We start from the raw sequence: 14033 nt of genomic DNA, 5'->3' as shown, positions 1-14033 counted from the left end.
CAGCCTTCAATGATCTTCATTAAGCTGATCAACCGAACCCGCATTATAGAGCCATAAATAAAACTTTTTATGCCCTAAAAAACGCACATCCACCAGCGCAGATGTGCGTTGATAATTTAAAACAAAATCATTTTTGCAAAGCGCTCAAACGGTTCAGTGCATTGCTAAAGCCATTCAATTGTACAAACATATTATCAATGGTTGGCTCTCCATTAGCTGCAGAGGTCACAAAAAGTTTCAAGCGCTTACCAGCGCGCAATGCTGCAACGGTAGTTTTGTCAAAAGCCACAGGGACAATACAACCACCAGGCACACAAGTACGAACGCTACTATTGATCACGCTGTTTCCATCATCCACCTGAAAGCGTACAGGCTTGGTGACCAAAACCCCGAAAGGCACAACCAAAACCCCTGAAAGATCCCCTGCTGCATTAGCAGAAATTTCCATTGTCACAACAGGCTGATTTTGCGCATTCATTTCTTGGCGTACCATAGAACAATGCTTCTTGCCCTCACGAACACCGCAAGTCACTGTCCATAGGCCATAAGATTCAGAAAGTGAAGAAGCCCCATTTGGCAAGCTTTCATTTACAGCAGAAGCAGTTTCTTTTGCCGTTTGAGCCACAACAGGAGAAACTATAGACATAGTTGCGGCAACTGTAAATAAAGTGAATAATTTTTTCATTTTATATCCTTATTGGCTTAGTATTCTATCGAAATCTCTATAACAGAGAATTATAGTAAATGCAAAGGATCTATAAACATAAGCGTAATATACTTAAAGACCTGAAAACTCATTCACTAATCTTTCATAAACGCGGCGTTTAAATGGCACCACCATTGTAGCTAAATCTTGCAAATTCATCCATCGCCACTGGTCAAATTCTGCTTCATGGCCTGAAATAGGGGCTATAGAAATCTCACTCTCTTCTCCTACAAATCCAAAGGCAAACCATTTCTGCTTTTGTCCTTGATACGCACAAGTACGTGGACTCGTGCGAGCCTCATCAGGGAAGTCATAAAATAACCAATCTTCCACCTCTCGCATATGTACCACCGACACGATTCCTGTTTCTTCATATAGTTCACGTTTTGCCGCTTGGAAGGGGGTCTCGCCCACATCAATGCCACCCTGTGGCATTTGCCACAAAGAAGATAATGGTAAAACCGCTCCACCTCTAGGAAGAACGCGCCGCCCCGCCCAAACATGGCCATCCTTATTAAAAACAACAATCCCTACGCAAGGACGGTAGGGAAGGTTATGTTTTTCTCGTTCTTGATGCATATGATGCTTCTCACTTTGGCCCAAAGAATACACCCCATTCCATCTATTTTTTTACCACTTTTCCAGTTAAAGGTTGCGGCGCATGTGCAGGAAAGGCTGGATTTTTAGCCTCTCCATGCAAAAGAGCATAGGCCATTTTTAATTGTACATCTTCCTTTTCATCGCGGGGCACATAATCAGACGAACCAGAGCCTTGGTGATCCTCACGAGCCCCTTTTATATGCCCCCGCAAATCGGACTCGCCCCTTTTGGTATCATAATCTGCATATTCTTGAGGTAAGGGTTGCTTCACAACGATATCGGGATGAATACCGGTACCTTGGATAGATACCCCCGCAGGGGTATAATAAAGCGCTGTCGTCAAGCGCAAAGCCCCATTATCACCAAGTGGAATCACACTCTGCACAGACCCTTTGCCAAAAGAGCGTGTACCAACAATAGTCGCCCGATGCTGATCTTGTAAAGCACCCGCTACAATTTCTGAAGCGCTTGCAGAACCGCCATTAATCAGCACAATAAGCGGCTTACCGCCCGTGCTATCACCAAGTTTAGCGCTAAACCGCAAAGCGTTTTTCTTATCCCGTCCGCGCGTAGAAACCACTTCGCCGCCATCTAAAAATAAATCCACGACCCCAACGCTTTGATCTAATAGGCCGCCAGGGTTATTGCGCAAATCCAAAACATAGCCTTTCAACTTATCTGCGGGGATCTTAGACTGGATATCCTTAATTGCCGCGCGCAAATCCTTAACAGTATGCTCAGAAAAATTGATTGCTCGCAAATAACCAATATCACTCTCTAAACGGTACTCTATCACCTTTGCTGAAACTAAGGCGCGTTTTAAAGTCACATCAAACGGCTCCTTCACATCGGGACGCTTAATAGTAAGAACGAGTTCACTCCCCGCTTGGCCGCGAATCTTACTCACTGCTTGGTATTGGCTCTGGCCTTTCACTTCCTCACCATTGATTTTTATAATCAGATCACCAGCTCTCATCCCCGCTTTCGCTGCAGGGCTGTCATCAATAGGCGAGACAATCTTTAAAACTCCATCACTCATAGTGATTTCCACACCAATGCCTGCAAATTGCCCTTTTGTGGAATTATTAAGCTCTTCTGCTTCTTCCTTATTCAAATAATCTGAATGGGGATCAAGAGAGGTTACCATGCCTTTGATAGCATTCTCTAAAAGCTTTTTATCATCAGGAACAGTCACATACTGGGCACGCACCCTCTCAAATACATCACCAAAAAGAGATAATTCTTTATAAACATCATTATCATTATTAGCAGCGCAATACTGTATAAGGCCTGTCGTTGCTATACCCAAAAGGGCTCCAGCAAATAAAATTTTCCAATTACGAATCATTTACTTCCTTCTTCCCCTTTTTCCCACCAATAAGCAGGGTTGACAGGTTTGCTATTTTTACGCAATTCAACATAAAGCATTGGTGCAATTTTTCCTATATCCAATTTAACACCTTGCAATGGAACTTCAACGGGCATCCTACCTATTGGCTCACCACTGAGTATAAATTGACCAGCGGTCACATAGAGTATTTTCATACCTGCCAAAAGCGCATAATAGTCATCCCCCACCTGTAAAATCACCAATTGCCCATAAGAACGGAAGGGCCCCGCAAATACCACTAAAGCATCGCTAAACGCGCTCACAAGTGCGTTAGGCTCTGTTTCTATTGTCTCACCTTGCTGAAAATAATCTTCATCTCCCGCAAAATGAGCCACCAACTTACCAGCGACCGGGCGTCTCAACCGTCCTCTTAATGCTTCGAAGTGCAAATGGGCGGCCAATTGCAAATTTGATGCCAAGGGCGACGCTTCATCCACTTCACTTTCTTGACGTTTTAATTCGTTCAACAAATCTTGCAAGGAGGTAGCTTTTTGCGCAAGAGCAACACTTGCTTGGCGCTGTTGCGCTAATTCTGCCTCAGACGCTTGTTGTAATTTAGCCTTTTGTGCTAATAATAACTTTAAATGCTCTTGCTGTTCACGCTGTTCTTGCATTTCATTTTGCAGCTCTTTGACCTCTTGAACTATAGAATCACTTAATTGGCTGAGTTTTTTCAAAGTGCCTAGCAAAATTTGAGTTTGCGCCTGCATATCTGGTATGAGCGATGCTAAAAGCCCTGCGCTCCGCACCGCCTCCAAAGCATCATCGGGTTGCACGAAAATAGCTGGTAGCGGGGTTAATCCCATCCGCTCTAATATCGCCAAAACTTCCGCAAACTCTGCTTGATGATCACCAAATTCTCGCTGTGTTGCAGCCTTTTCAGCTAAAAGCGTAGCAAGCTTTTTACTGCTTTTACCAATAGCATCCGTGGCCATCCTTTCCTTTTTGGCTGCCGCAATCAAAGCTTGAGTCATGGTGTGTTGATCTTTTTTAAGCCTATCCACCTGCACTGCTAAAGCATGAATACGGCTTTGCGAAAGCATCATATTATGGCGTATATCCGCTAACGTCTTTTCCACGGCTTCTTCACTAGTTTGCGTATCGCGCTTTTCAACAGCCGCGCTTACATAAAGTGGTGCTGTACTGCACTCGACGCTCCCCGCGATCATAATCAAAAGGACGACCCTACTTATCAAAAAACTGCCTTGTTGTTTCACCGCATCCCTTTACATACATCACATTCCTTTGGCTGCATCCTAACGCTCACTCGCTAAAACGAAGTTAACCACCAAAATATCACCCAGAGTGTATGATATTAAGTTTTCTTAGCTACGGTGATAGGGATGGGCCGTCAAAATAGTTGCGGCACGGTATAATTGTTCTGCTAGAAGAATACGGGCAATCTGATGTGGCCATGTCATCGCCCCTAACGATAAAACCATATCGGCCCTTTGACGCATGGCATCTCCATGCCCATCAGCACCCCCTACAACAATCGTCAAATGGCGCGTTCCCTCATCACAGTATTGCGCCAAATACTTAGCAAAAGCAGGCGATGTAAGCGATTTGCCTTTCTCATCCAGAAGGATCAATTTACCGCGCTCCGGCAAGGCTTTTAATAATTTCTGGCCTTCATCTGCTATTCGCAAAAAAGCAGTAGCCGCGCGACTCTCAGGCGTTTCATAAAGACCCCCAAACCGCCAACCTAGCGAAGGTGCAACTTGCAAAAAGCGTGCAAAATAATGCTCAGCCAAAGCCTGCTCAGGCCCCTTTTTCATCCGCCCCACAGCGAATATCATAATATTCACTCTAGAGAACCTCGCGAATAAAAGGCTCTAATATCTCATTATCAGGCAAAGACCACATTTTTTCCAAATTGTAAAATTCGCGTATCTCAGCACGGAAAAGGTGAAGAATAATATCGCCCATATCAATCAGCACCCAATCGCCCCCCTCCAGCCCTTCAACACGTGCTGTCCCAGCGCCTTTTTCCTTTAAAAGATGTAGCATTTGATCAGCGGTCGCTTGTAAATGTCGGGTTGAACGCGCCGTAGCAATCACTATATAATCTGCTAAGGCCGAATGATTAAGAAGAGGGATAGAGAGAATATCTTCAGCCTGTGCGTCCTCAAGACCCGCTGTGATTACTTGCAAAAGATCTGATATAAGAAAAGGAGGAGCGATCTCATCCACGCGCCATGGTTGCACTTCAAGTGCCTCTAAAGAATGCAAATTGATTTTCAGTGTGAACCTCTTTACCAATACTTAAAACATATTATCACACACAATCCTGCGCATGGCACATCAGCAACCACGCCTACGGACAAGCTACCCACTTTATAATATGACACAAACGCCCCCATTTTTCAAGATGATCAGCGCCTCATCCAAGCCTCATCGCGCAACAAACTAGAAGAAAGGTTTGAACGAGAGCCATAAAGATATACCCACGCAGGCGGCTCTAAAAAGCCTAAAAGCGGCGCTTGTCTAGACAGTAGGCGAAATTTTTGATAGCGCTGTGCCATAGGGGATGATAAGGCTGCCATAGGCGTACTGGGGCGATCAATAATTGCCACTGGCACCATCTCAATAATTCTTTGCCACTGCTTCCAATGGTGAAACTCTGCTAAACTATCACTTCCCATAATCCATACAAAACGTATCAGAGGGTAGCGTTGCTTAAGATAAACAAGCGTTGAAAAGGAATAATGACTTCCGATCACAGCTTCAAAACCTGTCACTCGCACTTTGGGATGACATATTTGAGCACAACTTGCTACCATACGCGCTTCTAAAGATGCCAAGGCTCCATGGTCCTTCAAAGGGTTTCCTCGACTAACCATCCACCACAATTGCTTAAGCCGCAAAACACGCAAAGCAGTTTTCGCCACCAGAACATGCCCTGCATGAGGTGGATTGAATGAGCCTCCAAAAAGCCCTACTACCGCGCCTGGCGGGGCGTAAGGCGGCCTATGAGCATACAAAGTAAGATCTGCCCTTCCTACGGCCGTATCTGTCCGCACCCATGCACCTGATATTGAAACGTTGTCAATTGTTCAAGCCCAATCGGCCCCCGCGCATGCATTTTTCCAGTTGCAATACCAATTTCACCGCCAAAGCCGAATTCTCCCCCGTCAGCAAATTGTGTAGATGCATTATGTAACAAAATCGCTGAATCTAAATGTTGGAAAAATTGTACAACTGAATCCTTATCCTGACTTATAATAGCCTCCGTATGACCTGAAGAGTAGCGAGAAATATGTTCAATCGCCCCCTTTACGCCTGCAACCGCCCGTACGGATAGGATAGGCGCCAAATATTCCGTAGACCAATCATCCTCTGTAGCAGCTATAGCCATAGGGAAATAAGTCCGCACCTGCGAACAAGCGCGGATTTCGCATCCCCCTGCTGCAAGAGCCTCTAAAACAGGGATAAATTTCTTCATAGCAGCCACATCAATTAAAAGTGTTTCCATTGCTCCGCAAATTTCTGGTCGGCGCAATTTAGCATTCACCGCTACCCGGCGCGCCATATTCACATCAGCTGATGCGTCGATATAGATGTGACACAAACCCTCTAAATGAGAAAAAATCGGCACCCGCGCTTCCTTCTGCACACGAGATACCAAACTTTTTCCCCCGCGTGGCACCAAAACATCAATTGCTCCGCCGCATCCTTGCAACATCTCGCCCACCGCAAGACGTTCAGTACTTTCTACCATTTGGATTGCTTCTTTTGGCAAGCCTGCTTCTTCTAAACCAACACTTATATAATGGTGGATCATTAATGATGAATAATAACAATCTGATCCCCCGCGCAAAATTACTGCATTTCCTGACTTTAAACAAAGCGCGCTCACATCAGCCGTCACATTCGGACGGCTCTCATAAATTACCCCCACAACGCCCAGCGGAGTTCGCACACGTGTGATTTCTAAACCATTTGGGCGCTGCCACGCTGCCATTACTTTACCAACCGGATCGTCCAAACCAGCAATAGTTCGCAAGCCTGCAACCATACCTAAAATACCACCCGCATCCAAGCGCAACCGATTAAGACCTGCTACATTAAGGCCGCTTTCTTGCGCTTTCGCAAAATCACGCGCATTAGCAGCCAAAATATCTTCTTGATGCACCTCCAGCAAACGGGCTATAGCCAAAAGCGCCGCATCCTTCTGCTCAGTAGGCGCTAGCGCTAAAACAGCAGCAACACTTCGCGCCCTTGCTCCTATCCCCCGCATATAAGCCCGCAAATCCTTCATACCTACCGCCCTCCCCTTTAGCATTTTCTATAAAACATTATCGCGATATCCACAGCCATTAGAGCACTACAGACTTATAAAGACAAGAACCTAATAAGGAAACCCTTAAACCAAAACCTTCCTCACTATCAGTGCGAAACATGGCCTCGCGCTATCGTCGACAAAGTAGATACGCTGGCTGGCGCCTTTGTTTTTAAACACGCCACTTGGTGTTGATGATGCCCGACCAGTTCGGGCTTGACTTCAGCGCAATGGTCATCAGCTAAGGGGCAACGAGTGCGGAAAACGCAGCCGGAAGGCAGATCAATCGGCGAAGGCAAATCACCTGGCAAAAGCTCAATCTCTTTGTGACGCTCCTTACGAGGGTCGGGAATCGGCACCGCCGTCATAAGCGCACGCGTATAAGGGTGCGTAGGAGAACTATAAATCTCTTCACAATCCCCCATCTCTACAACATTCCCCAAATACATCACCATAAGACGATCAGAAATATGCCGGACGATCGCTAAATCATGAGCAATAAATAAAATCGCTAATCCCATTTCATGTTGTATCTCTTTGAGCAAATTCACTACTTGGGCTTGGATTGACACATCAAGGGCCGAAACAGGCTCATCACAAATCAACAATTTTGGTCTTAGAATCAAGGCCCTTGCTATGCCTATCCGCTGACATTGGCCACCAGAAAATTCGTGTGGATAGCGGTTAATTAAATTAGGTAAAAGCCCTACCCGTTCCATCATTTTTTCAACTTCTTGGTTCACCTCTTTTCTCGATAAATGGGGGCGATGAGTCTTCAGAGGTTCAGCAATAATTTTTCCAATTGGCATACGTGGATCAAGCGAAGCTAGAGGGTCTTGGAAAATCATCTGTATATCGGGGCGAATAAGCTGCCATTCGCGGGCGCTCAAACCTAAGAGGTTTTGCCCAGTCCATACCACCTCACCAGCTTGCGCTTCAGCCAAGCCAAGAATTGCCCGTGCAAGGCTAGATTTCCCGCAACCTGACTCTCCTACTACACCTAAAGTCTCGCCCGCTTTAAGAAAGAAGGACACACCATCTACCGCTTTTACATATTTAGTAACCCCAAATAAGCCGCCCCCCTGACGCACCTTAAAATGTACCTTTAAATCTTTAACATCCAAAAACGCGTCCTTATTCCCCGCATTCATCATTGAAATGTCTCCACAGGTTTATGACATGCGCGTAAGCGATCCACTTGGAAAGCTTCAAGCAGTGGTACTTGTTGCGTACAACGCTCTTGCTGGAACGGACAGCGTGGTGAAAAAGAGCACCCCGCAGGCCGATGCAAAAGATTAGGCGGGCTGCCAGGGATAGTAATCAATGCCTCCTGCTTTTCATCCACCCGTGGCACCGCCTTCAAGAGACCTAAAGTATAAGGATGGGTAGGGCGGTAAAATATATCTTCCACCTTACCATACTCCATCGTACTTCCGGCGTAAATCACCAAAACTTTATCGCATGTACCTGCAATAACTCCTAAATCATGGGTAATCAGGATAACAGCAGTATTGAAATCCCTCTTCAATTCATTCAAAAGCGCTATAATTTGCGCTTGCACCGTTACATCTAAGGCTGTAGTTGGCTCATCAGCTAATAATAATTTAGGTTTGCATAAAAGAGCCATGGCAATCATCACCCTTTGCGACATACCACCTGAAAATTCATGGGGATACATATTCATTCGCCGCCTGCCTTCAGGTATTTTTACCGCATCCAACATACGCAACGCCTCTTCAAAAGCGGCTGCTTTCCCCATAGAGCGGTGATGCATCAGAACTTCCATCAATTGCTTACCTACTTTCACGTAAGGATTGAGCGAAGTACTCGGGTCTTGAAAAATCATTGAGATTTCTTTAGCTCGAATGGTATTAAACTGTTTTTCACTATAAGTGAGAATATTCTTACCTTGGAAAACTGCATCTCCTGTCACAGAACTGTTCTTAGCCAAAAGGCCCATTAAAGCATAAGCTGTTTGCGACTTTCCCGACCCCGATTCCCCAACAATGCCCAAAGTCTCACCAGCCCTTAAATCAAAATTTAAGTTTTTAACGGCCTCCACTTCACCATCAGGAACCTTAAAGGAAACACTCATCCCTCTCACACTTAACAAAGCTGAGTTATGTTGGTTCTCCAGCATACGCCCCTCCCTTAATATTCTTTAGGGTCTAGCGCATCGCGCAAACCATCGCCGATAAAGACAAAACAAAACAAAGTAATTGTTAGAAAAAGCGAAGGGAAAAACAATACCCAAGGCGCCCCTTCAATCATCTGCCCTCCATCGCTAATCAACCCCCCCCAACTACTAAAAGGTTCTTGCACCCCAAGCCCAATATAGCTCAAAGAGGATTCTGCCAAAATAACCGAAGGAACCAAAAACGACGCTTTTACCATAACAAGCCCCAAAACGTTAGGGACAATATGGCGTAATACAATCCCTATCTTAGAAACACCAACCGTTCGCGCCGCCTCAATAAATGCTTTTTGTTTAAGAGAAAAGGTCAGACCGCGCACCATACGTGCTGTGCTTGTCCATGAAGTGAGCGCAATTGCTAAAAAAAGCACAAAAGTACTCCGCCCTAGGATACTCACCATCACAATCATCATAATCAAACCAGGTAGGGATTCGAGGATCTCAATAATGCGCATGGCGATCGCATCATAAACCCCGCCTAAATAGCCCGCTAAAGCCCCATAAGCAAGGCCAATAAAGGTGATACACAGAGCACCAGCAAGTCCTATAGCCAAAGACACGCGCCCCCCTTGCGCCACCCGCACCAATAAATCACGCCCAGTCAAATCGGTGCCAAAATAGTGGGCATTAGACCAACTCGGCGCAACAGCTATCAATCCGAAATCGGTTTCATCAAAAGAAAAGGGAGAAAGTATCGGCACGATAAGCGCGAAAAAGATCACCCCGATTAAAATATAAATACTAATAACGGATGCCTTATTATAAGAAAATCGCCGCCAAGCATCTTGAAAAAAACTACGGCCTTTAACATCCACCCCTGCTGCATTATAATTGACTTCTACCAAGGTTTTCGCTTCCATGATAATATACCCTTTAATAACGAATGCGTGGATCTAAAAAAGCATAGATAATATCAATAATCACATTAAAGATAATCACCAAAACCGCGACAATGATGGTCAAGCCCATCACCATCGAATAGTCACGATTAGTTGAAGATGTCACAAAAATCTGCCCCATCCCAGGGATTAAGTAAATATTTTCCACAACCAATGCACCAGTGATAATGAAGACAAAGGCCATCCCTAAAAAAGCAACCACCGGAAGAATAGCCGGGCGCAATGCATGGCGCCAAACGATATGCCGGAAGGGGATGCCCTTTGCCCGCGCTGTACGAATAAAATTACTACCCATAACTTCTAGCATAGAGCCCCGCATCACCCGCGCCGTCATAGAAACATAGCCAACCGATAAGGCAATAACAGGCATCACAAGATGTGGAAAATCACCGCCATCCCAACCGCCACCGGGTAGAACGCGCAAATAAACAGTAAAGAGATAAATCAAAGCCGGCCCCAAAACTACAGTGGGGATCACAGCGCCAAGCATGCTAACGATCGTAACCGTATAATCCACCCACGTATTTTGCCGCAAAGCTGACCAAATCCCCAGCGAAAGCCCAATAAAGGTCGCAATAATAAAAGAAATGGTTCCCAACTTAACCGAAACCGGAAATGCCTCGTCCACAAGGTCATTCACCGTCTGATCCTTATACACAAAAGACGGTCCAAAATCTCCATGGGCGAGGCGTATAAGATAGTCCATATATTGCTTATAAAGCGGCTGATCAAACCCATATTTAGCCTCAATATTCGCCATTACCTCAGGGGGCAAAACCCTTTCCCCAGAAAAAGGGCTTCCTGGCGCAAAGCGCAACAGAAAAAACGATAAGGTTATAATAATAAATAGGGTAGGAATCGCTTGCAGTATGCGATAAGCAATATATTTAATCATAATACACTCACACTCTGTTACTAGATAAATACTTCTATCAATAATTTAGTGTTTTATGATATACATATCTTTCGTATACATGTGCCCTAATGGATTATTCACTGCGTATCCACCGACATAGGGTTTTACTAGACGGTTAAGCACATAATAATAAATGGGAATGATTGCTGAATCCTTATCCAAAATCTGCTCCGCTTTCGTGTAAAGTTTGGTTCGCTCTTCTTCACTCTTTACACGGCTAGATTGAGCCATAATATCGTCAAACTCTTTGCTTTTATAGAAATCCGTATTATTTGTGCTATTTGAAAGCATCGTGTTTAAAAACGCAGAAGGTTCATTATAATCGGCGCACCAAGCTGCACGCGCCACCTGATAGTCGCCGCTATGGCGACGATCAAGGAAAGTCTTCCAGTCATCATTCGTCAATTTCACCTGCACGCCCAAATTTTTACCCCACATAGAGGCAATAGCACTTGCAATCAATTTATGATCTTCAAGAGTATTGTATGATATTTCAACATTCAATGGATGCTTTTCATCATACCCCGCCTCGGCCAAGAGCTTTTTGGCTTTGCGGTTGCGCGCCGCTTGATCCATTTTTGCATACCAATCAGGCTTTTCTACAACAGCCCCATTCACAGCGGGCTGTAAATAACTATAAGCCGGCTTTCTGCCCTGCCCTACCACCCGCAAAGCAATAATATCGCGGTCAAAGCCAATCTTCAAAGCCTCGCGCACCCGCGGGTCATTAAAAGGTGGTTTTTTATTATTAATCTCATAATAATAAGTGCATAAAAAAGGGCCGCTTTTAATCTCGTTGGGTATCTCTTTACGCAAAGAGTTATATTGGGCGACTGGTATACCCGTTGCACCCACATCAATTTCCCCACCGCGATACCGTATCACCCCAGTAATCCCGGAAACAATAGGTAAAAGAGTCACTTGATCAATCACTGTATGAACATTATCCCAATAATAAGGGTTACGCTCAAAAACCAATTTCTCATTCAGTACCCGCTCTTTTAAACGATACGCCCCATTGCTTACCATCTTGCCAGGCTGAGTCCAAGCATCTCCATATTTCTCTATAATTTTCTTCGGGACAGGGACTGTCGATATATGACTTAATAATTTCGGCAAATAGGGGGTAGCCTCTTCAAGGTGAAAAGCCAAACGTCTATCATCTAAAGCCTCCACACCCAAAGATTCAAGTGGCTTCTTGCCTGTAAAAATCGCTTCATTATTTAGAACATGGCCATAACCCAAATAGCTACTATAGGGTGAGCCTGTCTTAGGGTCGACAAGACGGCGCAATGCATAAACAAAATCATGCGCTGTCACTGGGTCGCCATTTGACCATCGGGCATTCTCACGTAAATAAAACACCCATTCTTTAAAATCCTTTGTCTCCCACCGCTCGGCGACCCCAGGCTCTGTCTCGCCCTCTGGGCCGCTCAATGTAAGGGGTTCAAAAAGATCACTCAAAGCAGCATCTTCTGGTACTCCCTCTACTTTAGCAGGGTCTAAACCTTGTAGCTCTCCGTCATTATTGCGCACCAAAACCTGTTTTTTGGCCAAAACAACGCCATCGGGCACATGCGCCGCCAAAGCATGGCCAAGCCCCCCACCCAAAATTGTTCCAAAAAGACCTGCGATATAAAAACCGCTCTTTAAATGCTTTTGCATATTTTCCTCCCATCTTGTAAAATCAACTAAAACGTGCTCTGTCGCAACTTTTCCTGATAATATATAAAACCTTTTTTGCTCTTTACCTCCTAAATTCCTATCCAAAAAATATATATCATTACCAACACTCCCTTAGCAAGGCCTCCATAACACTATTTATCCCCGGCTAATCAACCTAGTCAGCCTGCCATAAAGCAGCGGATCATCACATGTGCACGGCCTTGACAAGCAATCACAGTCTATCCCAATATCAACATCCAAACAGAAGAATAAGTACAACTTTACCGTAATAAAGCGTCTTCGTTGCGTTTTTTAGGATACGCCCTTTAATCCCCTCGCCACAGCATCCTACGCCCCCCATTTTGGAGAAAATGAATGATCCATACCCGCATAACGAAAATGTTTGGCATTAACTATCCTATCATTGCTGGGGGCTTGCAATGGCTTGCTACCCCTGAATATGTGGCAAGCGCTGCGCACGCGGGCATTATAGGTTTTCTCACGGCCGCCAGCTTCCCCGACCTTACTAGTTTACGCACAGCTATTCGCCGCACCCGCGCTTTGTGCAAAGATCGCCCCTTCGGCGTCAATGTTTCCATGCTTCCCAAACTCATAGGAGATGATGCTATTCCCTCAATCCTCGCGGTGATCATAGAAGAATCAGTAAATTTTGTTGAAACTTCAGGCCGCAACCCCGCTCCCTATCTAGCCCGCTTAAAAGAAGGAGGGGTGCTCGTTATCCATAAGGTTCCTACCCTACGCCATGCTTTGCGCGCCCAAGCTGAGGGAGTTGATGCCATTGCATTAATCGGTGCCGAAGCGGGCGGCCACCCAGGCTTAGAACTCGTAGGAACCATAGTCCAAGGCGCGCTAGCAAGCCGCAAAATCACTATCCCTCTTGTAATCGGTGGCGGCATTGGCTCTGGAGCACAGCTAGCTGCCGCCTTAGCGCTAGGCGCCGATGGGGTATTAATAGGCACACGCTTTCTTGTTTGCGAAGAAATCCAAGCCCATCCTGCCTATAAACGGCGCCTTATTGAGGCCGATCATACCGACACCGCCCTTATCATGCAAAGCGTATCCAATACATTACGCATTTTGCATAACCGCCTTGTACCAGAAATTCTTGCTATTGAAAAAGAAAGCCCTGGCGATATCAAACGCCTTCTTCCTCTCATTTCAGGCAAGCGCGGCCGCCTTGCCTATGAGACAGGCAATACTGAAGAAGCCGTTCTATCGGTTGGCCAAGCAGTGGCCTTTTGTTCGCAAGTAGAGCCCTTGGCCACCATCATCAACCGCTTAGGGGAAGAAGCCGAATCTGCTATCACTCGTCTTCAAAGTTATAGTACCTCCATACCCCATTGAAATTCTATATTTCCGT

At 45.4% G+C, this 14033-nt stretch carries 14 protein-coding genes; 1 reads left to right on the top strand and 13 read right to left on the bottom strand.

Annotation, left to right across the window (positions count from 1 at the left end; translation table 11 throughout):
• Positions 1 to 127: 127 nt before the first annotated feature.
• The 13 genes from ACK28X_RS06040 to ACK28X_RS05980 all read right to left on the bottom strand — a co-directional run bounded on the left by ACK28X_RS06040 (position 128) and on the right by ACK28X_RS05980 (position 12652).
• A complete protein-coding gene (locus ACK28X_RS06040) occupies positions 128 to 685 on the bottom strand; it encodes an invasion associated locus B family protein (RefSeq protein WP_412057516.1) in 558 nt (185 codons plus the stop codon).
• Between the two features lie 93 nt (positions 686 to 778).
• Entirely contained in the window at positions 779 to 1285 is a 507-nt protein-coding gene (locus ACK28X_RS06035; RefSeq protein WP_412057515.1) for an RNA pyrophosphohydrolase, read from the bottom strand.
• A gap of 43 nt (positions 1286 to 1328) precedes the next feature.
• Positions 1329 to 2654 carry a S41 family peptidase gene (locus ACK28X_RS06030; RefSeq protein WP_412057514.1) on the bottom strand — a complete coding sequence of 442 codons (1326 nt, stop codon included), beginning with the start codon at positions 2652 to 2654 and terminating at the stop codon, positions 1329 to 1331.
• Positions 2651 to 3865: a murein hydrolase activator EnvC family protein gene (locus ACK28X_RS06025; protein WP_412057513.1), complete on the bottom strand. Its 1215-nt coding sequence runs from the start codon at positions 3863 to 3865 to the stop codon at positions 2651 to 2653. Before ACK28X_RS06025 ends, ACK28X_RS06030 begins: the two co-directional genes overlap by 4 nt.
• 156 nt (positions 3866 to 4021) lie before the next feature.
• Positions 4022 to 4504, bottom strand: coding sequence for a 23S rRNA (pseudouridine(1915)-N(3))-methyltransferase RlmH (gene rlmH / locus ACK28X_RS06020; protein WP_412057512.1), 483 nt, complete (start codon positions 4502 to 4504; stop codon positions 4022 to 4024).
• Between the two features lies 1 nt (position 4505).
• Positions 4506 to 4928, bottom strand: a complete 423-nt coding sequence (gene rsfS, locus ACK28X_RS06015; RefSeq protein ID WP_412057511.1) for a ribosome silencing factor — start codon at positions 4926 to 4928, stop codon at positions 4506 to 4508.
• 143 nt (positions 4929 to 5071) lie between these two features.
• Positions 5072 to 5719: a nicotinate-nucleotide adenylyltransferase gene (locus ACK28X_RS06010; protein ID WP_412057510.1), complete on the bottom strand. Its 648-nt coding sequence runs from the start codon at positions 5717 to 5719 to the stop codon at positions 5072 to 5074.
• Entirely contained in the window at positions 5698 to 6957 is a 1260-nt protein-coding gene (locus ACK28X_RS06005) for a glutamate-5-semialdehyde dehydrogenase (protein WP_412057509.1), read from the bottom strand. Before ACK28X_RS06005 ends, ACK28X_RS06010 begins: the two co-directional genes overlap by 22 nt.
• Positions 6958 to 7085: 128 nt before the next feature.
• Positions 7086 to 8132, bottom strand: coding sequence for a murein tripeptide/oligopeptide ABC transporter ATP binding protein OppF (gene oppF / locus ACK28X_RS06000; protein WP_412057508.1), 1047 nt, complete (start codon positions 8130 to 8132; stop codon positions 7086 to 7088).
• Entirely contained in the window at positions 8129 to 9118 is a 990-nt protein-coding gene (locus ACK28X_RS05995) for an oligopeptide/dipeptide ABC transporter ATP-binding protein (protein WP_412057507.1), read from the bottom strand. Before ACK28X_RS05995 ends, oppF begins: the two co-directional genes overlap by 4 nt.
• Before the next feature lie 11 nt (positions 9119 to 9129).
• Positions 9130 to 10032 (bottom strand): ABC transporter permease subunit, encoded by a 903-nt coding sequence (locus tag ACK28X_RS05990; protein WP_412057506.1) that lies wholly within the window; start codon positions 10030 to 10032, stop codon positions 9130 to 9132.
• A gap of 13 nt (positions 10033 to 10045) precedes the next feature.
• Complete coding sequence (oppB, locus tag ACK28X_RS05985; protein WP_412057505.1) at positions 10046 to 10966, bottom strand: oligopeptide ABC transporter permease OppB; 921 nt, start codon at positions 10964 to 10966, stop codon at positions 10046 to 10048.
• A 45-nt stretch (positions 10967 to 11011) separates the two neighbouring features.
• A complete protein-coding gene (locus tag ACK28X_RS05980) occupies positions 11012 to 12652 on the bottom strand; it encodes an ABC transporter substrate-binding protein (protein WP_412057504.1) in 1641 nt (546 codons plus the stop codon).
• Positions 12653 to 13027: 375 nt separating this feature from the next.
• Between ACK28X_RS05980 and ACK28X_RS05975 the strand changes: the two genes are divergently transcribed.
• Positions 13028 to 14017, top strand: a complete 990-nt coding sequence (locus ACK28X_RS05975; RefSeq protein WP_412057503.1) for an NAD(P)H-dependent flavin oxidoreductase — start codon at positions 13028 to 13030, stop codon at positions 14015 to 14017.
• Positions 14018 to 14033 lie beyond the last annotated feature (16 nt).

Source organism: Bartonella sp. DGB2, assembly GCF_046843095.1.
In the GTDB taxonomy this organism is placed as follows: domain Bacteria; phylum Pseudomonadota; class Alphaproteobacteria; order Rhizobiales; family Rhizobiaceae; genus Bartonella.
The sequence above is the reverse complement of the archived record's forward strand: the minus strand, read 5'-3'. Positions and strand labels throughout refer to the sequence as shown.

Bases quoted from the DNA above. Each gene is read 5' to 3' on its own strand.
- ACK28X_RS06040 (WP_412057516.1), bottom strand. From the start codon at position 685: ATGAAAAAATTATTCACTTTATTTACAGTTGCCGCAACTATGTCTATA.
- oppF (WP_412057508.1), bottom strand. From the start codon at position 8,132: ATGATGAATGCGGGGAATAAGGACGCGTTTTTGGATGTTAAAGATTTA.
- ACK28X_RS05995 (WP_412057507.1), bottom strand. From the start codon at position 9,118: ATGCTGGAGAACCAACATAACTCAGCTTTGTTAAGTGTGAGAGGGATG.
- ACK28X_RS06005 (WP_412057509.1), bottom strand. From the start codon at position 6,957: ATGAAGGATTTGCGGGCTTATATGCGGGGGATAGGAGCAAGGGCGCGA.
- oppB (WP_412057505.1), bottom strand. From the start codon at position 10,966: ATGATTAAATATATTGCTTATCGCATACTGCAAGCGATTCCTACCCTA.
- ACK28X_RS06025 (WP_412057513.1), bottom strand. From the start codon at position 3,865: ATGATCGCGGGGAGCGTCGAGTGCAGTACAGCACCACTTTATGTAAGC.
- ACK28X_RS05980 (WP_412057504.1), bottom strand. From the start codon at position 12,652: ATGCAAAAGCATTTAAAGAGCGGTTTTTATATCGCAGGTCTTTTTGGA.
- ACK28X_RS06035 (WP_412057515.1), bottom strand. From the start codon at position 1,285: ATGCATCAAGAACGAGAAAAACATAACCTTCCCTACCGTCCTTGCGTA.
- ACK28X_RS06030 (WP_412057514.1), bottom strand. From the start codon at position 2,654: ATGATTCGTAATTGGAAAATTTTATTTGCTGGAGCCCTTTTGGGTATA.
- ACK28X_RS05990 (WP_412057506.1), bottom strand. From the start codon at position 10,032: ATGGAAGCGAAAACCTTGGTAGAAGTCAATTATAATGCAGCAGGGGTG.
- ACK28X_RS05975 (WP_412057503.1), top strand. From the start codon at position 13,028: ATGATCCATACCCGCATAACGAAAATGTTTGGCATTAACTATCCTATC.